The following is a 16147-nucleotide window of genomic DNA, read 5'->3' as shown; positions in this document are numbered from 1 at the left end:
GGCAAGGCTAGGCTGGGTCCATGACGGAACCACGCCATGAACCCACGCCCACTTCCGCGCCGCCACAAGCGTCCGCGCCGCCACAAGCTTCGGCAACGCAGCCGGTCAACCAATTACCGGCTGGCACCCTGCCGCTGGCTGCCAGTGGCCCGGCTGAGGGCGCGCCGATGGCCGCACTGTCCATCCGCGGCCTGGCCAAGCGTTTCGGTGAGAAGATCGCCGTCGATGGCGTAAGCCTGGAGGTCCCCGCGGGTTCCTTCTACGGGATGGTTGGCCCCAACGGTGCCGGCAAGACCACAACACTGTCCATGGCTACCGGCCTGTTGCGGCCCGATTTTGGCACGGCTCTGGTCCACGGCGTTGATGTTTGGGCCCGGCCCTTGGAAGCCAAGAAGCTTATGGGCGTCCTGCCGGATGGCGTGCGCCTTTTTGACAGGCTGACGGGCGAACAGCTGGTCACCTATTCCGGACTGCTCCGCGGCATGGATCGTGATGTTGTGGGTTCCCGGGTTTCTGAATTGCTGGCCGCCCTCGATCTCCAGGCAGACGCCGGCACTTTGGTTGTTGATTACTCGGCCGGTATGACCAAGAAGATCGCCTTGGCCTCTGCACTGATTCATGCGCCCCGCCTCCTTGTCCTGGATGAGCCCTTTGAGTCGGTGGACCCTGTTTCGGCGTCTAACATCCGGGGCATATTGGAGAGCTACGTCGCTTCCGGCGGCACCGTCATTGTTTCCAGCCACGTCATGGACCTCGTGCAGCGCATGTGCAGCCATGTCGCCGTGGTTGCAGGCGGTCGGGTGCTGGCGGCTGGATCTGTGGACGAGGTTCGGAACGGTTCCACCCTCGAAGAACGGTTTGTGCAATTGGTGGGCGGCGGACACCGGACGGAGGGGCTCGAATGGTTGCGCACCTTCTGAGCCTGAAATGGCGCCTGCTCCTGAACGGATTCAAACGCAGCCCATGGCAGTTGGTGGGGATGGCACTCGGGTTGCTCTATGCCTTGGGCGTCCTTTCCCTTCTGATTGGCGGACTCATTGCTTTGCGTTGGGCTGATGCTGAGATTGCCCACACGGTAGTAGTGCTGGGCGGTGCGGCCACGGTGCTGGGATGGGCCATTATTCCGCTCCTCGCTTCCGCTGCGGACATGACGTTGGACCCCGCTCGCTTCACCACGTTCGCGATTCCCCCGAGGCAACTACTGGCCGGACTCGCCTTGGCGGGGTTCATCGGTATTCCGGGTTTGGCTACCTTGCTCGCCGCCTTGGGCACGGTGGGAACCTGGTGGCGTAGCGTTCCGGCTGCTGCCGGCGCCTTTTTGGGTGCCATTCTGGGTGCCCTTACATGCATCGTTCTGTCCAAGGTGGTAACGACGGCGACGGCCGGCCTTGCCTCCTCGCGACGCTTCAAGGACGTGAGCAGCATTATTGTCTTCATCCCGCTGATGCTGCTGGGCCCCATCATGGTGGGAATTGTGGACGGCGTTCGCGGCAGTGCTGATTACCTGCCCCTGTTGGCCCGCACTGTGTCCTGGACGCCGCTGGGTGCGGCCTGGTCCTTGGGCGGAGACCTGGAGTCCGGCAACACCGGCGCCGCAGCGCTGAAATTTCTGATCTCTGCAGCAACCATTGCCGGCCTCCTCCTGGGCTGGCATCTTCTGCTGCAGCGTGCTTTGGTGACGCCCCCGTACTCGGGAGGCTCCGCCAGGAAGGGTGGGAAGCTCGGATTGTTTGCCCTTCTTCCCGGGACTCCTGCGGGCGCAGTTGCTGCCAGGGCTTTGATCTATTGGATGAAGGATCCAAGGTATGCGGCCTCTTTGGTGATTGTTCCCTTGTTTCCCGTCATCTTTTTCTTCAGCGGATCTCAGAGTGGCAGCTACGGCCTGCTCATGATCCTGGGACCGTTGACAGCGTTCATGATGGCTTGGTCCATCTGTGCCGATGTCTCGTATGACAACACAGCTTTTGCGCTCCACCTCGCGGCGGGCGTCAAGGGCATTGACGATCGCTTGGGCCGTGCCCTGGCCTGCTTGGCCATCTCACTTCCAGTGGTGCTCGCTTTTACTATTGGGCCACTTTTCGTCACTGGGGACTGGCAATGGCTCCCCAACCTTCTGGGGTTGTCGCTGGGAACTCTCTTTACCGGTCTGGGGCTCTCATCGGTGATTTCGGCCCGCTATAACATCGCAGTACCTTTGCCGGGAGACAGTCCGTTCAAGAAACCGCCGGGAAATGTCGCCCAGACGCTGGCAGTGCAAGCCGTCGGTATGGGCGTTTTGGCCCTCCTGCTCGTTCCGGAGCTTGCATTGGTGGCTGTCCAGGCCTTCAGCGGGGGTACTGAGGCCGGTTGGATCAACCTGGCTGTTGGACCTTTGCTCGGTGTCATCCTCTTCGTGGTTGGCGTTCGGCTCGGGGGAAAATGGTTGGATGCGCGCGGTCCGGAAATGTTCGCCCAACTGAGCGTGAACCGCTAGCCTGCGTAACAACCGTGCCCGTAGGTGGGACATGGGATAACGTCTTTGTCAGATAGCTCATAACTAAGAAAGGCCGTGACGATGGAAGTTGTCATTCTCCCTGGCACCAAGCAGATCGGTGCGCTTGCAGCCGATGCCATCGAAGCGCTGGTACGCCGTAAGCCCAATGCAGTCCTGGGCTTGGCGACGGGGTCGTCACCACTGCCCATCTATGACGAATTGGCCAGGCGGTACGAGGCAGGGGGATTGGACTTCAGCGAGGCGCATGGGTTCGCTTTGGATGAATATGTAGGGCTCCAAGCAGGACATCCAGAGTCCTACCGCGAGGTCATCCGGCGCGAGTTCACCAACCGGGTAAATATCAAGCCCGAGAACGTCCATGGGCCGGATGGCGCGGCGGAGGATCTTGAGGCTGCATGCCAGGGCTACGAAGACGCCATTAAGGCGGTAGGTGGAGTCGATCTCCAGATTTTGGGCGTAGGAACAGACGGGCATATCGGCTTCAATGAGCCTGGCTCATCTTTGGCATCCCGGACGCGCATCAAGACATTGATCGAGCAGACCCGGAAGGACAACGCCCGCTTCTTCGAGAGCATCGACGATGTTCCTCACCACGTTGTCACCCAGGGCCTCGGAACCATCATGGATGCCCGGCATGTGGTCTTGGTCGCAACGGGGGCCCAGAAGGCCCAGGCTGTCCGGGATTTCGTGGAGGGGCCGGTGGCTGCCATTTGTGCGGCATCCATCCTTCAGATGCACCCGCACGCCACGATTTTGGTGGATGAGGCGGCCGCGTCATCGCTGAAACTAGCCGATTATTATCGGCACACCTATGACAACAAGCCGGAGTGGCAGGGCCTGTAGACGGTAAGATGTTTGGCATGACTACGCTTCCTCCGGATCCATTCGAAAACGACCCCATGCGCGAGCTTTCCGGAGCCGGAACGTCCACTGCCACCATTGAGCGCGAAGAAACGCGCCAGGAAGTGGAGCCCGGCGACCGCGAGCGGTTTTCGCACTACGTCCGCAAGGAAAAGATCATGGAGTCGGCCCTGACCGGCGAGCCCGTCATTGCCCTGTGCGGCAAAGTCTGGACGCCGGGGCGCGATCCCCAGAAGTTCCCGGTCTGCCCGGAGTGCAAGGAGATTTACGAAGGCCTCCGCCCCGGCAATGACGGTGGAAAAAACGGCGGCCCGGGCAACTCCAAGTAGTGGGTGGGAAGAGAACTCCGGCCCTTTCTGATCTTCACCGGCCTACGGTCCGCTTTGGCGTGCCCGGGAAGCCGGAGAACACCGTCTCTGCCATCAGGCCGGGGGAGTCAGCATGACAGAAACACTTTTTGGTGGACCATCCCTGCCTCCGGCGTATCCGGAACGCGCAGCCTGGGGTACGGCGCCCAAGCTCCGTGCGTGGCAGCAAGAGGCGCTTGACCTCTACATGACCCGCAATCCGAAGGACTTCCTCGCTGTGGCAACGCCTGGCGCTGGTAAGACCACTTTTGCGCTGCGCATCGCCACCACCCTGCTGGACAGCGGTGTGGTCAACCGCATCACCATCGTGGCGCCCACTGACCACTTGAAGCGGCAGTGGGCAGACGCCGCAGCAAAAGTGGGAGTCGCCATTGATCCCAACTTTAAGAACTCCGATGGCCAACACGGCCGGGGATTCGTGGGTGTTGCCGTCACGTACGCGCAGGTGGCGAGCAAGCCCATGTTGCATCGCGCGAAGACCGAAGCAGCCCGCACCTTGGTGATCCTGGATGAAATCCACCACGGCGGCGAGGCGCTTTCGTGGGGAGACGGCCTCCGGGAGGCCTTTGATCCTGCTGCGCGGCGCCTGTCCCTGACGGGTACCCCTTTCCGTTCGGACACCTCGCCAATTCCCTTCGTCGAATACGCCGAGGACCGGGACGGCATTCGCCGTTCGAAGGCTGATTACACCTACGGCTACGGAAACGCACTGCGGGACCACGTGGTTCGTCCTGTTCTGTTCATGGCCTATTCAGGCCAGATGCGCTGGCGCACCAGTGCCGGCGACGAGATGGCGGCGTCCCTAGGGGAAGCGGCTGTAACCAAGGACATCACCTCGCAGGCTTGGCGGACTGCCTTGAACCCCACCGGTGAGTGGATTCCTGCCGTCCTGGCGGCCGCAGACAAACGGCTCGGCGAGGTTCGGAGGACCGTGCCGGACGCCGGCGGGCTGGTGATTGCCACGGACCATGATGATGCACGCGCCTACGCCGGTCAGCTGAAGAAAATAACGGGCCAATCGCCCACGGTCATTCTCTCTGATGATTCCAAGGCTTCCAGCAAGATCGAGGAGTTCTCCGCGGGGGATCAGCGGTGGATGGTGGCTGTCCGCATGGTGTCCGAAGGCGTGGACGTTCCACGTCTATCAGTGGGCGTCTATGCCACCTCAACCTCAACGCCGCTGTTCTTCGCTCAGGCCGTGGGCCGCTTTGTGCGTGCCCGCAAGAGGGGCGAGACGGCGTCGGTATTCCTTCCGTCCGTACCTCCGCTGATGGTGCTGGCCAACACCATGGAGGCCGAGCGCGATCACGCATTGGACCGCCCTGAAAAGGACGACGACGGCCTCTTCAGCCCGGAAGAAAACCTCATGGCGGAGGCCAACCGCGAGGACAAGGCCTCCGACGAGCTCACCAAGGGCAAGTTTGAGGCCTTGGACTCCCAGGCCTCCTTTGACCGTGTCCTTTTCGACGGCGGCGAGTTTGGCACGGGTGCCGACATCGGTTCGGATGAAGAGCTGGACTTCCTGGGAATCCCGGGGCTACTCGACGCCGAACAGGTAGGCACGTTGTTGCGTCAGCGCCAGCATGAACAGCAATCGCGCAAGAAGCGCCAGTCGCCCTTGGCAGCTGCTGCTGCGCCTGCGGTGCCTGACCACCGCATGCTGATGGACTTGCGCAACGAGCTGGCTAAGAACGTGGCCGCCTGGTCCGCCCGCACCGGCACTCCGCATGGGGTGGTTCATACCAAACTGCGTGAAGTGTGTGGGGGTCCCGCTGTGGCCCAAGCGAACGAGGAGCAGCTGCAGGCGCGCCTGCGAAAGCTCCAGGACTGGTTTATCGGCAGGAAGTAGCTGGCTCCAAAATCAGCAGAAACGAAAAACACCGGAGGGCGCCGCGGTTGCGGCGCCCTCCCTGGTTTTGAGCTTGATAAGGGCGGTTTCAGTCCCGTTCGACTTCGACGCCGGCGGCTTCCATTTCGTCGTAGGCGCCCGAAAGGTCCTCGGCGATTCCGGCTGTAAGTTCAGCGATGACCGTCGTGGTGTAACCGGCCTGGACGGCATCCAGTGCCGTGGCCTTGACGCAGTAGTCCGTAGCCAGCCCTACCACCACCACTTCTTCGACGTCGTGGCTCTGCAGCCAGTCATCGAGCCCTATCGCGTCTTCATCGAGGACCTCCGCTACGGCGGTGCCTGCCTTCAGGTCGCCGGTGGGTACATCGTCTTCAGGAGCCAGGACTCCCTCGAAGCCTGAGTAAGCCGCAGTGAACTGTCCTTTTCGGAAGTACGCCTGGATGTACTCGGGATCAAGGTCTTCGTGGAGTTCTGCACCTTTGCTCCTTGCCCTGCAGTGCGGAGGCCAGGAGTCAACCATGTCCGGGGCCTCTGAAAAGTGGTCGCCGGGCTCGATGTGCCAATCCTGGGTGGCCACGATGTGGTCAAAGTGTTGCTGGTTGGCGTCCACGTACTCGGTGATGGCACCTGCTACGGCGGCGCCACCTTCGACTGCGAGCGTTCCACCCTCGCAGAAGTCATTTTGTACATCGACGATGATCAGGGCCCTGGACATCAGTTCTCCTCGTAGATGGTGGGGATGGCAGCCTCGCCGCGCTGCAGGCGGTTTACGACGGCGGGCAGCTCGGCCATGGTGGCCGCGTGCCGTTCACGGGCACGGATGACGCCTTCAGGTCCGGTCCATCCCGGCAGCACTTCGCCGTTCTTGACGAACTGGTGGAGCAGGACGCGGTCGTTGCCGTCGTCTTCGGGGCGGTGGCCGATCCCAACGATTTCCTGGGTGGCCCGGCCTCGTTCGTTGAGCTTGCGGAGGGCGTATTTGCGTCCACCCACGCTGGCCTTGTTTTTTGCGGCCTTGGCAACCGAAATGAATTCGCCGGCGTCGTTCGTGCGGCTGACCAGCTTGTACACCACGCTGGCCGTTGGTGCCCCGGAACCGGTGACCAGGGAAGTGCCAACGCCGTAGGAGTCCACCGGCGCGGACTGGAGGGCCGCAATGGCGAATTCGTCGAGGTCCGAGGTGACCACGATGCGGGTGTTGACGTTGCCCAGGTCATCCAGCATTTGGCGTACCCACTGCGCCTGGGCAATGAGGTCGCCGGAGTCCAGCCGGACTGCGCCGAGTTTGTCACCGGCCAGCTCGACGGCGGTGCGCACAGCCGTCTCGACGTCATAGGTATCCACCAGCAGGGAAGTGCCCGGACCGAATGCGGCGATCTGTGCCTCGAAGGCCTCGCGCTCGGTGTCATGAAGGAGCGTGAAGGAGTGCGCTGCTGTGCCGACGGTCTTGATGCCGTAGCGCCGTCCGGCTTCCAGGTTGGAGGTGCTGGCGAAGCCGGCAATCGCGGCGGCGCGGGCTGCCGCCGTCGCTGATTCCTCCTGGGTGCGCCGGGAACCCATCTCGATGCAGGGGCGTGTGCCGGCCGCCGAGGTCATCCTTGAAGCCGCGGAAGCAATGGCGCTGTCGTGGTTGAGGACCGAGAGGACGAAGGTTTCCAGGATGCAGGCCTCGGCGAACGTCGATTCGACGATGAGGATCGGGGAGTTGGGGAAGTAGGCGTCACCTTCTGCGTAGCCCCAGATGTCGCCGCTGAATTTGTAGTCGGCGAGGTAGTCCAGCGTTTCCTGGTTGACCACTTTGTTCTGCTCGAGGAAGGCAAGTTCGTCGTTGCCGAACCGGAAGTCGGCAATGCCTTCCAACAGGCGTCCCGTGCCGCCCACCACGCCATAGCGGCGGCCGTCCGGCAGCCGCCGGGCGAATGCTTCGAACACTGATCGGCGGTGCGCGGCGCCCGAGTGTAAGGCTGCCTGAAGCATGGTCAGTTCGTAGTGGTCTGTGTACAAGGAAGTTGCGGGGTGGTCCCACGACGAGGCTCTACTCACGGATTCACTCTAGTGCGAGCCGCCATAGAATGGACAGATGAGCCCTAGCGTTGCGTATGGCACGGACATCGATGAGCGGACGAAAGCTGCAGAGCAATCGTCCACCGATGTCCTGACAGCCCCTGATATCCCGTGGAACCTTGTGATCTGGAATGATCCCGTGAATCTGATGAGCTACGTGAGCTATGTGTTCCAGAGTTACTTCGGCTACTCCGAGTCCAAAGCCCACAAGCTGATGATGGAGGTCCATAAGAAGGGCCGGTCCATTGTGGCCCACGGCAGTAAGGAACAAGTGGAACAGCACGCGGTGGCCATGCACGGTTTTGGTCTCTGGGCCACTGTGGAAAAGGCCGCGAGCGGCAACGAAACACCTGGAAAGGGCGGCCGCCAGCGTGGCTAAGGCATTCAAGTACGGCCTCAAGGGCATCAGCGGATACCTGGAGCCGGCGGAGCGTGACCTCCTGCGCGGTTTGCTTGACGACGTCATTTCCATGCTGGAATCGGATGTCCGGGAAAACGAAGACCCGCTGGCAGCGCTGATCGGCTTGGATATGGACGTCAAGCAGCCCAGCGACCGCGCCCTGTTGCGTCTCCTGCCGAACGTCATGAAGGACGACGACGGCGGCTCGCTGGAGTTCCGCCAGCTCACCGAACGCTCTGTGCGGGAAAACAAGATCGGCGCCTTGAGGGCTGCAGCTTTAGGCCTGGACAAGAACGAGCTCGTTCTGACGCCGGAGGACGCTACCCGCTGGTCTATGGCGTTGAACGACGTCCGGCTTGTACTGGCCGAACGCCTGGACATCCGTGATGAAGCGGATGCCGAGCACATCCACAGCATGCAGGATTGGAGCCAGGCGGAGGACGTGGAGAGTTACCTGGCCCTTGTCTACAACTTCACTACGTGGCTCCAGGAGTCTTTGGTGCAGGCGATGATGGCCGCAAGGCAGGCGAAATCCTGATCCGGATGGCGGGTTGCTGCTTCGGCCCTGAAACAAATGCGACTGCCCTGTGACAAATCAGACACGAGGCGGAGAGCACAGGTAATGGCCGCACACCACGGGAAGCCTTATTCTCGAATAATTATGACTTCATCATCGGGTTCCACAAGCGGCGCGTTGGGCAATGACGCCCCCATCGGCAACGGGGAACTCATAGGGGCACGGCCAATCGGCATTTTTGACTCAGGTGTGGGTGGATTGACGGTGGCGCGTTCCATCATCGACCAACTCCCGAACGAATCAATCCTCTATGTGGGCGACACCGCAAACGGCCCTTATGGTCCACTTCCCATTGCCGAGGTCCGGGCGAATGCGCTTGGCGTTATGGACGAGCTGGTGGATTCAGGGGTGAAGTTGCTGACCATCGCCTGTAACTCGGCCTCCGCCGCGGTGCTCCGTGATGCGAGGGAACGCTATACGGCCCGGTATGGCATACCTGTCATCGAGGTTATCCAGCCGGCAGTCCGGCGGGCGGTCTCTGCTACCCGTTCCGGCAGGATCGGTGTCATCGGAACCTCGGCCACTGTAGGGTCCAGGGCTTATGAGGACACGTTCGCTGCCGCTCCGGACCTGACGATTACGTCCGTGGCCTGCCCGGCGTTCGTGAACTTCGTGGAAGCCGGAATCACCACCGGTCCGGATCTCCTGGCCGCCGCCAATGAATACCTGGAGCCACTTAAGGACGCCGGAGTGGACACTGTGGTCCTGGGTTGCACCCACTACCCACTGCTGACCGGCGTCATCTCATTCGTCATGGGCGAGGACGTCACGCTTGTCTCCAGCGCCGAAGAGACCGCCAAGGACGTCTACCGCGCCTTGGCCAACCACGGCATCCAGCGGACAGAGTCCCAAGCACCCAGCCACGAATTCATAGCCACTGGCGATGCCACCCAGTTCGAGACCCTGGCCCGCCGCTTCCTGGGCCCGGAAGTCCTCTCCGTGAAGCACGTGGACCACGTTGCGGCCCAGTACCCCACAGGCAGCCTTGCCCGCATTACTCCCGAGATGCTGGAAGCGGCACGATCGGGAGCGGGGCTGTCCCGCCGCTCGTACTTCGTCCAGCCCGGGGACGCGCTCGCCGGCGGCACCGGCACAACCATGGGGCGTGGCCTGTGAAGCTGACCATCGTGGGCTGCACAGGCTCGTTCCCCGGTCCGGGTTCGCCGGCGTCGTGCTATCTGGTGACGGCCCACGACGGTGAGCGCGAGTGGAAGATCGTGATGGACCTGGGCAGCGGTGCCTTGGGCGCCATCCAGCGCTACACGGACTTGGAAGACATCGACGCGATCTTCCTCACCCACCTGCACCCCGATCACTGCATGGACCTCTGCGGCCTGCATGTCGCGGTCCGGTGGAAGCCCGGTGGGTGGGGCCGGGATCGCCTGCCGGTTTGGGGTCCTGCAGCTACTGCAGACAGAATGGCCACGGCCTATGGGCTGGACCTGGATCCCGGCATGCACGAGGAATTCGACTTCACCAACTGGACCGAGCTCAAGCCGGTCACAGTGGGGCCGTTCACAGTGACCCCCTTCGCTGTTAATCACCCCGTTGAAGAGGCTTATGCCTTGCGGGTCACGGCTACGGAACCGGGCAAGGACGGCGTATCCGTGACCAAGATCCTGACGTATTCGGGGGACACCGATTCCTGCGAGGGACTTGAAGATGCCGCGAGGGGCTCAGACCTGTTCCTTTGTGAGGCGGCCTTCGAGGAAGGCCGCGACGACGGCATCAAGGACGTCCACCTCACCGGTAAGCGTGCGGGCGAGGCCGCCATGAATGCAGGTGCCAAGCGCCTCCTCCTGACGCACATCCCGGTATGGACTTCACAGACCAAAGTGCTGTCCGAGGCCAAACCGGTCTTCACCGGTGACGTGGCTGTTGCCGTAGCCGGGGTCCACTACACAATTTAGCTGTCCGCTTGACCCAGCTGTTCGCTTCGATCCAACTTTGCAGGGCGTCGGGTTGGGGCCCTCAGCTTGGCTAAGCTTGAACCATGACTTCTGAAGCTACAGCCACTCCCGTCATCCGCGCCGATGGCCGGACCCCTGACCAACTGCGACCCATCAGCATTACCCGCGGCTGGTCCAAGCAGGCAGAGGGCTCGGCGCTGATCGAGTTCGGGAACACCCGGGTTCTGTGCACAGCTTCGCTGACCGAGGGTGTGCCCCGTTGGCTCAAGGGCGAAGGCCGCGGCTGGGTAACGGCCGAGTACGCCATGCTTCCCCGGGCCACGAACACCCGGTCCGACCGCGAGTCCGTCAAGGGCAAGATTGGTGGCCGCACCCACGAGATCTCGCGCCTCATTGGCCGCTCGCTGCGCTCCATCATCGACACTAAGGCGCTGGGTGAAAACACAATCGTTTTGGACTGCGATGTCCTCCAGGCCGACGGCGGTACACGCACTGCCGCGATCACCGGCGCCTATGTGGCGCTGGCGGAAGCCATCCGCTTTGCCCGTGAGAACAAGCTGATCGCCCGCAACGCAGAGCCCTTGGTGGATACCATCGCGGCAGTTTCCGTGGGCATCATCGATGGCGTTCCGATGCTGGACCTGCCGTACGTGGAAGACGTCCGCGCGGAGACCGATATGAATGTGGTGGTCACCGGTTCGGGCAAATTTGTGGAAGTTCAGGGAACTGCAGAAGGTGCCCCGTTCGACCGCGACGAACTCAATGCGCTGCTTGATCTTGCCCTCCTCGGCACCACCCAGCTGTCCGCAATCCAGCGCGAGACGCTGGCGGAAGCTCCGTGAGCGGCACGCCGATTCCCGGAGCTCCACGCCTCGTCCTGGCAACACACAATAAGGGCAAGCTGAAGGAGCTCCGCGAACTTCTCCGGGGTCAGGTTCCAGGGCTCGACGTCGACACCCAGGTGGTGGACGCCGCTGCGGCAGGCGCCCCGGATGTTGCCGAAACCGGTGTCACCTTTGCTGAGAACTCCCTCCTCAAGGCCAGGGCCGTGGCGGAAGCGACTGGCCTCCCGGCCATCGCTGACGACTCCGGATTGGCCGTTGATGTGCTGGGCGGGGCCCCCGGTATTTTTTCGGCACGCTGGTCCGGCAGGCACGGCGATGACGTCGCCAACCTGAACCTGTTGCTGGCGCAGCTCTCTGACGTTCCGGACTCGTTCCGCGGCGCTGCGTTCGTCTGTGCGGCTGCGCTGGCGGTCCCGGGTCCCGACGGCATTGCCCGCGAGACCGTGGAGTATGGCCAGTTGGAAGGGGCGCTTCTGCGCGAGCCGCGCGGGGAGGGCGGCTTCGGCTACGACCCCGTGCTGCAACCTGCCGGGATGGATCGGAGCTGTGCAGAGCTTAGCTCTGAGGAGAAGAACGCCATCAGCCACCGGGGGCAGGCGTTCCGCGCGTTGCTTCCCGCCATTGTGTCGGCGTTGTCCGAGGCCGGTTCGAACTAGTTCCTTCGTGAACGCAAAAGGCACCCCGCTGTGCGGGGTGCCTTTTTGCTGCGCTTTGGGAGGTTGTCTGAGCCTTAGTGCTCGCTGTGCTTGCCGCCCTCGTGCTCCTCGATGAACTCTTCCACGGGGTCGGTGCCTTCGGCCGCGGCCCTGCGCTTTGCCATGAATCCCCGGCCGATCTCAATGAAGATCGGGATGACGGAGATCAGGACGATGACGATGAAGATGATGTCGATGTTGTTGCCAACCCACTCAAACTGGCCAAGCCATGCACCGAGCAAGGTAACGCCGCCGCCCCAGAGGACTGCGCCAATGACGTTGAAGAGGAAGAATTTGCGCTTGTCCATCTGCGCAACACCCACGATTACCGGCACGAAAGTGCGGATGATGGGAACGAACCGAGCCAGGATCAAAGCCTTGCCGCCGTGCTTTTCGAAGAACGCGTGGGCGCTCTCCACGTTTTCCTTCTTGAACAGCCGTGAATCCGGCTTATTGAAGATTGCCGGGCCGGCCTTGGACCCGATGAGGTAGCCGGTTTGGTTGCCGATGATGGCAGCCACGATGATCATGGCGCACATGGCCCACAGATTGAACTCGATGGCGCCGGTGGAGACCAGGAGTCCCGCCGTAAACAGCATGGAGTCACCGGGCAGGAAGAACCCCACCAAGAGGCCTGTTTCCGCGAACACAATGGCGCAGACCAGGAGGACCACCCACGGTCCCAAAGGTGAATCGCGGAGGAAGACGTCGGGGTTCAGCCAGTCCGGCAGGAACGAAGCCATAGGCGGCGAAACCGGTCCCGCGCCTCCGAAGGTGGATACGGCAAGGTCGCTTATCGCAGAAAAGATCACCCATCAAGCCTACTTGACGGCCGTCGTCGAATATTTCCCGGTTATCCCTTGACTGCTGGTTTGCTGGTTGTATGGTTAGTTACATGAGTAATGAACCAGTGAGGCGGTGTTGCTCGTGATCGATGACAGCAAGCCGATCTTCATGCAGATCGCCGAACTGATCGAAAACGGAATCGTGGACGGCACCATGGCTGAAGAGTCGCAGGTTCCTTCCACCAATGAGTTCGCCGCTTTCCACCGCATCAACCCGGCGACTGCCGCCAAGGGCGTCAATCTGCTGGTGGATTCAGGAATTCTCTATAAACGCAGGGGGATAGGGATGTTCGTCGCCACAGGAGCGCGCGCCCAGTTGGTAGCACGCCGCACCGAGGAATTCTTCGAGCAGTACGTCAAGCCGCTCGCCATGGAGGCCCGAAAGTTGGGCATCTCACCAGAGCAGCTGAATACGATGATTGAACGCAGCTCCGGGCTTGCACCGGAAACCGGGACAGACAAGGAAAGGAGCGCGGCCCTGTGAACGACACCATCGTCGAGGCCCGTAACCTGATCAAGCATTACAAAGACCTCAACGCTCTGGACAACATTAACCTCAGCCTCTCTGCGAACCGCATTTACGGCTTGCTGGGACGCAACGGTGCGGGCAAGACCACGTTGATGTCAATCCTCACCGCCCAAGCCTTCGCCACTTCCGGCGAAGCACTGGTTTTTGGCGCCAGCGCCTACGAGAACGATGCCGTCTTGTCCCGGATCTGCTTCATCCGTGAATCGCAGAAATACCCGGACGACTTCCAGCCGCACCACGCCTTCCGATCCGCGGCGCTCTTCTACAAGAACTGGGACCAAGGATTCGCTGACCGCCTCGCCGAAGACTTCCAGCTTCCCGTCAAGCGCCGGATCAAGAAGCTCTCACGTGGTCAGCTGTCCGCCGTCGGAGTCATCATTGGCCTCGCCTCGCGCGCAGAACTGACGTTCTTCGATGAGCCGTACCTGGGTCTCGACGCCGTCGCCCGGCAACTGTTCTATGACCGTCTGGTGGAGGACTACGCCGAACACCCCCGCACCATCATCCTTTCCTCACACCTGATCGACGAGGTAGCGAACCTCCTTGAACACGTCATCGTGATCGACCGGGGGCGGATCATCATGGACGCCGATGCCGACGAGATCCGGGGTTCGGCTCTCACTGTTTCAGGTTCCGCAGAAAAAGTGGACGCCTTCCTGGCTGGCCGCAGGATCCTGCACCGCGAAACATTGGGCTCCTTGGCCTCCGTCACGGTGGACGAGGTTCTCAGCGGCCCCGAACGCACCGAAGCCCAGGAGTTGGGCCTTGAGCTGTCGCCGGTTTCCTTGCAGCAGTTGGTGGTGCGGAAGACCATGGCCGGCACCGAAGCCGGCCTCTCATCAACTACCGGAGACTTCGCCGATGACACGATGGAGGCAAAGCGATGAGCAGGACGCTGGCAGTTGCCCGGATGCAGCTGATTAATAAGTGGACGTACATCGGATGGCCATTGACCATCCTGGCGGCATCCTTCCTGATGTCGCTGGCTATCTTCGCGCTCATTCCCGTCACCGAGGGGAAAAATGGTGGCGGCAGCCAGGCGCCCTTGTGGTACTTCCTGGTCCTTGGAATCCAGAGTATGACCTTGGTCTTTCCCTTCTCTCAGGGCCTCAGCATCAGCCGACGTGCGTTCTACCTGGGAACCCTGGGCCTCTTCTCACTGATCGCGGTCGGGATGACAGTGCTCTACATGCTGGGTGGCGTCGTCGAACGGGCAACCAACGGCTGGGGTGTCTATGGCTACTTCTTCAATATCCCCTGGGTAACGGATGGTCCTTGGTACTCGACAGCAGCATTCTTCTTTGTGCTGATGATGTTCATGTTCATCATCGGGTTCTGGTTCGCCACCATCTTCAAGCGTTGGGGCACCACTGGAACGCTGGTTTCAACCCTGGGCACAGCAGTTGCCCTGATCGGTGCCGCCGCCCTCACGACGTTCTTGCAGGGATGGGGACTTGTTGGAAGCTGGTTCGCCCAGCAGACGCCGCTCAGCATCAGCGGATGGGCTGCGCTGCTGTGCATCATCCTGGCGGCCGGTTCCTACACAACCCTTCGCAGGGCCACCCCATAGGCATCCAAATGTAGCGTTGGCCACAATGCAGGACGGAAGGGCCGCCCCGCCGCGGAAATCGGCAAGGGCGGCCTTTTCCACCTGTAATCTTGTCCAGTGGCATTGGACTTTACGGCGATCGACTTTGAAACAGCCAACGGCTTCCGGGGGTCGCCGTGTTCGGTAGGCCTCAGTAAAGTCCGTGGCGGAGTAGTCGTGGAGGAAGCCTCCTGGCTCATGCGCCCGCCCAAAAACCACGATCATTTCGAGTTCCATAACACGCGCATCCACGGCATCCGCGCGGAAGACGTCGCTGATCGCCCGCGGTTCGGGGAGCTCTTCCCGGAAATTGGCGCCTTCATCGGTGACGACGTACTCGCTGCGCACAACGCAGCCTTCGACCTCGGCGTTATCCGGTCAGGCCTGGAAGTCTCCGGTCTTGCCGGGCCAGCCTACGACTATGTGTGCACTGTGATGCTGTCCCGCCGCTGCTACTCCTTGGTGTCCAACTCTTTGCCCTATGCCGCCGAGGAGGCAGGCGTTCCCTTGGTCAACCACCACGACGCCGCGGAAGACGCCCGTGCCTGCGCCGGAATCCTTGTGGACATCGCCCGGCGGAACAACGCCAACAGCATCGCCGAGCTCTACCTCTCCCTTGGCCTCAACCTGCCGAAGCAACCGGCCTTCGATCCAGCCCAAGGTCTGTCCAAAGCGACCATGTCCGCACTCGCTGCCAGAGCCGGAAGCTTCGCAGAACGAACACTGGAGCGAGCACTTGGCGTCCCCAGCGGTTTTCAGAGCTGGCCGGAGGAGGGCCCAAACCCCTTGCCGAACCCGGCTGCGGAACCCGGACATCCGCTCTTCGGCCAGACAGTGGTCTTCACGGGCGACCTCGCCATCACCAGGCCGGACGCGAAATCCCGCGCCGCGGACATGGGTGCACGTCCGGAAAGCCGGGTCACAGCACGCACTACTGTGCTGATCGTCGGTGATGGCTTCGTGGCAGGCGACCTTCGCGCCGGCCGACTCACTGGCAAAGCCAAACGGGTCCTGGAACTGCACGCCAAGGGCCAGCAAATCGAGGTTGTGTCTGAGGGCGAGTTCCTGCAGATGGTGGGCGGCGCGTAACCTTCCGGCCGCCGGGTCATCCGGTCATACTGC

At 61.9% G+C, this 16147-nt stretch carries 18 protein-coding genes; 15 read left to right on the top strand and 3 right to left on the bottom strand.

Features of this window, described 5'->3' with window-relative positions:
* The first annotated feature begins 20 nt into the window (after nt 1–20).
* The 5 genes from ACNAOT_RS14635 (at nt 21) to ACNAOT_RS14615 (ending at nt 5572) form a co-directional block, all read left to right on the top strand.
* Entirely contained in the window at nt 21–920 is a 900-nt protein-coding gene (locus ACNAOT_RS14635) for an ATP-binding cassette domain-containing protein (protein WP_420178400.1), read from the top strand.
* Nucleotides 902–2473 carry a transporter gene (locus ACNAOT_RS14630; RefSeq protein WP_420178399.1) on the top strand — a complete coding sequence of 524 codons (1572 nt, stop codon included), beginning with the start codon at nt 902–904 and terminating at the stop codon, nt 2471–2473. Before ACNAOT_RS14635 ends, ACNAOT_RS14630 begins: the two co-directional genes overlap by 19 nt.
* Nucleotides 2474–2554: 81 nt before the next feature.
* Nucleotides 2555–3337, top strand: coding sequence for a glucosamine-6-phosphate deaminase (nagB, locus tag ACNAOT_RS14625; protein ID WP_420181174.1), 783 nt, complete (start codon nt 2555–2557; stop codon nt 3335–3337).
* 8 nt (nt 3338–3345) lie between these two features.
* On the top strand, nt 3346–3684 hold the full coding sequence (locus tag ACNAOT_RS14620) for a DUF3039 domain-containing protein (protein ID WP_089595519.1): 339 nt from the start codon (nt 3346–3348) through the stop codon (nt 3682–3684).
* A 112-nt stretch (nt 3685–3796) separates the two neighbouring features.
* Nucleotides 3797–5572 (top strand): DEAD/DEAH box helicase, encoded by a 1776-nt coding sequence (locus ACNAOT_RS14615; RefSeq protein WP_420178398.1) that lies wholly within the window; start codon nt 3797–3799, stop codon nt 5570–5572.
* An 88-nt stretch (nt 5573–5660) separates the two neighbouring features.
* Here the strand turns inward: ACNAOT_RS14615 and ACNAOT_RS14610 are convergent, their stop codons facing one another.
* Both ACNAOT_RS14610 and ACNAOT_RS14605 read right to left on the bottom strand, forming a co-directional pair.
* Nucleotides 5661–6287, bottom strand: coding sequence for an isochorismatase family protein (locus ACNAOT_RS14610; protein ID WP_420178397.1), 627 nt, complete (start codon nt 6285–6287; stop codon nt 5661–5663).
* Nucleotides 6287–7576, bottom strand: coding sequence for a nicotinate phosphoribosyltransferase (locus ACNAOT_RS14605; protein ID WP_420181173.1), 1290 nt, complete (start codon nt 7574–7576; stop codon nt 6287–6289). The genes ACNAOT_RS14610 and ACNAOT_RS14605 overlap by 1 nt, the downstream gene beginning before the upstream one ends.
* Nucleotides 7577–7652: 76 nt before the next feature.
* Here ACNAOT_RS14605 and clpS point away from each other — a divergent pair, with 76 nt between their 5' ends.
* From clpS to rdgB, 6 genes are all read left to right on the top strand, one after another.
* Nucleotides 7653–8015 carry an ATP-dependent Clp protease adapter ClpS gene (gene clpS, locus ACNAOT_RS14600; RefSeq protein WP_011775237.1) on the top strand — a complete coding sequence of 121 codons (363 nt, stop codon included), beginning with the start codon at nt 7653–7655 and terminating at the stop codon, nt 8013–8015.
* Entirely contained in the window at nt 8008–8574 is a 567-nt protein-coding gene (locus ACNAOT_RS14595) for a DUF2017 domain-containing protein (RefSeq protein WP_178996802.1), read from the top strand. The genes clpS and ACNAOT_RS14595 overlap by 8 nt, the downstream gene beginning before the upstream one ends.
* Nucleotides 8575–8697: 123 nt before the next feature.
* Entirely contained in the window at nt 8698–9729 is a 1032-nt protein-coding gene (gene murI, locus ACNAOT_RS14590; RefSeq protein ID WP_420178396.1) for a glutamate racemase, read from the top strand.
* Nucleotides 9726–10523 carry an MBL fold metallo-hydrolase gene (locus ACNAOT_RS14585; RefSeq protein WP_420178395.1) on the top strand — a complete coding sequence of 266 codons (798 nt, stop codon included), beginning with the start codon at nt 9726–9728 and terminating at the stop codon, nt 10521–10523. The genes murI and ACNAOT_RS14585 overlap by 4 nt, the downstream gene beginning before the upstream one ends.
* An 83-nt stretch (nt 10524–10606) precedes the next feature.
* Entirely contained in the window at nt 10607–11365 is a 759-nt protein-coding gene (gene rph, locus ACNAOT_RS14580; RefSeq protein ID WP_011775233.1) for a ribonuclease PH, read from the top strand.
* Nucleotides 11362–12024, top strand: a complete 663-nt coding sequence (rdgB, locus tag ACNAOT_RS14575; protein ID WP_091468346.1) for an RdgB/HAM1 family non-canonical purine NTP pyrophosphatase — start codon at nt 11362–11364, stop codon at nt 12022–12024. The genes rph and rdgB overlap by 4 nt, the downstream gene beginning before the upstream one ends.
* A gap of 74 nt (nt 12025–12098) precedes the next feature.
* Here rdgB and ACNAOT_RS14570 read toward each other — a convergent pair whose 3' ends face one another.
* Nucleotides 12099–12860 (bottom strand): DedA family protein, encoded by a 762-nt coding sequence (locus ACNAOT_RS14570; RefSeq protein WP_178997619.1) that lies wholly within the window; start codon nt 12858–12860, stop codon nt 12099–12101.
* Nucleotides 12861–12981: 121 nt separating this feature from the next.
* Between ACNAOT_RS14570 and ACNAOT_RS14565 the strand changes: the two genes are divergently transcribed.
* The 4 genes from ACNAOT_RS14565 (at nt 12982) to ACNAOT_RS14550 (ending at nt 16114) form a co-directional block, all read left to right on the top strand.
* A complete protein-coding gene (locus ACNAOT_RS14565) occupies nt 12982–13392 on the top strand; it encodes a GntR family transcriptional regulator (RefSeq protein WP_420178394.1) in 411 nt (136 codons plus the stop codon).
* Nucleotides 13389–14324, top strand: coding sequence for an ABC transporter ATP-binding protein (locus ACNAOT_RS14560; protein WP_420178393.1), 936 nt, complete (start codon nt 13389–13391; stop codon nt 14322–14324). The genes ACNAOT_RS14565 and ACNAOT_RS14560 overlap by 4 nt, the downstream gene beginning before the upstream one ends.
* Nucleotides 14321–15007 carry a hypothetical protein gene (locus ACNAOT_RS14555; RefSeq protein WP_420178392.1) on the top strand — a complete coding sequence of 229 codons (687 nt, stop codon included), beginning with the start codon at nt 14321–14323 and terminating at the stop codon, nt 15005–15007. Before ACNAOT_RS14560 ends, ACNAOT_RS14555 begins: the two co-directional genes overlap by 4 nt.
* A gap of 96 nt (nt 15008–15103) precedes the next feature.
* On the top strand, nt 15104–16114 hold the full coding sequence (locus ACNAOT_RS14550; protein WP_420178391.1) for an exonuclease domain-containing protein: 1011 nt from the start codon (nt 15104–15106) through the stop codon (nt 16112–16114).
* Nucleotides 16115–16147 lie beyond the last annotated feature (33 nt).

Origin of the sequence: Paenarthrobacter sp. TA1.8 (assembly GCF_048595705.1) — a bacterium.
Classification (GTDB): Bacteria; Actinomycetota; Actinomycetes; order Actinomycetales; family Micrococcaceae; genus Arthrobacter; species Arthrobacter nitroguajacolicus.
The sequence above is the reverse complement of the archived record's forward strand: the minus strand, read 5'-3'. Positions and strand labels throughout refer to the sequence as shown.

What these genes read in the sequence shown, in the direction of transcription:
- ACNAOT_RS14635 (WP_420178400.1), top strand. Translation starts at nt 21, where the DNA reads ATGACGGAACCACGCCATGAACCCACGCCCACTTCCGCGCCGCCACAA.
- ACNAOT_RS14630 (WP_420178399.1), top strand. Translation starts at nt 902, where the DNA reads ATGGTTGCGCACCTTCTGAGCCTGAAATGGCGCCTGCTCCTGAACGGA.
- nagB (WP_420181174.1), top strand. Translation starts at nt 2,555, where the DNA reads ATGGAAGTTGTCATTCTCCCTGGCACCAAGCAGATCGGTGCGCTTGCA.
- ACNAOT_RS14620 (WP_089595519.1), top strand. Translation starts at nt 3,346, where the DNA reads ATGTTTGGCATGACTACGCTTCCTCCGGATCCATTCGAAAACGACCCC.
- ACNAOT_RS14615 (WP_420178398.1), top strand. Translation starts at nt 3,797, where the DNA reads ATGACAGAAACACTTTTTGGTGGACCATCCCTGCCTCCGGCGTATCCG.
- ACNAOT_RS14610 (WP_420178397.1), bottom strand. Translation starts at nt 6,287, where the DNA reads ATGTCCAGGGCCCTGATCATCGTCGATGTACAAAATGACTTCTGCGAG.
- clpS (WP_011775237.1), top strand. Translation starts at nt 7,653, where the DNA reads ATGAGCCCTAGCGTTGCGTATGGCACGGACATCGATGAGCGGACGAAA.
- murI (WP_420178396.1), top strand. Translation starts at nt 8,698, where the DNA reads ATGACTTCATCATCGGGTTCCACAAGCGGCGCGTTGGGCAATGACGCC.
- rph (WP_011775233.1), top strand. Translation starts at nt 10,607, where the DNA reads ATGACTTCTGAAGCTACAGCCACTCCCGTCATCCGCGCCGATGGCCGG.
- ACNAOT_RS14555 (WP_420178392.1), top strand. Translation starts at nt 14,321, where the DNA reads ATGAGCAGGACGCTGGCAGTTGCCCGGATGCAGCTGATTAATAAGTGG.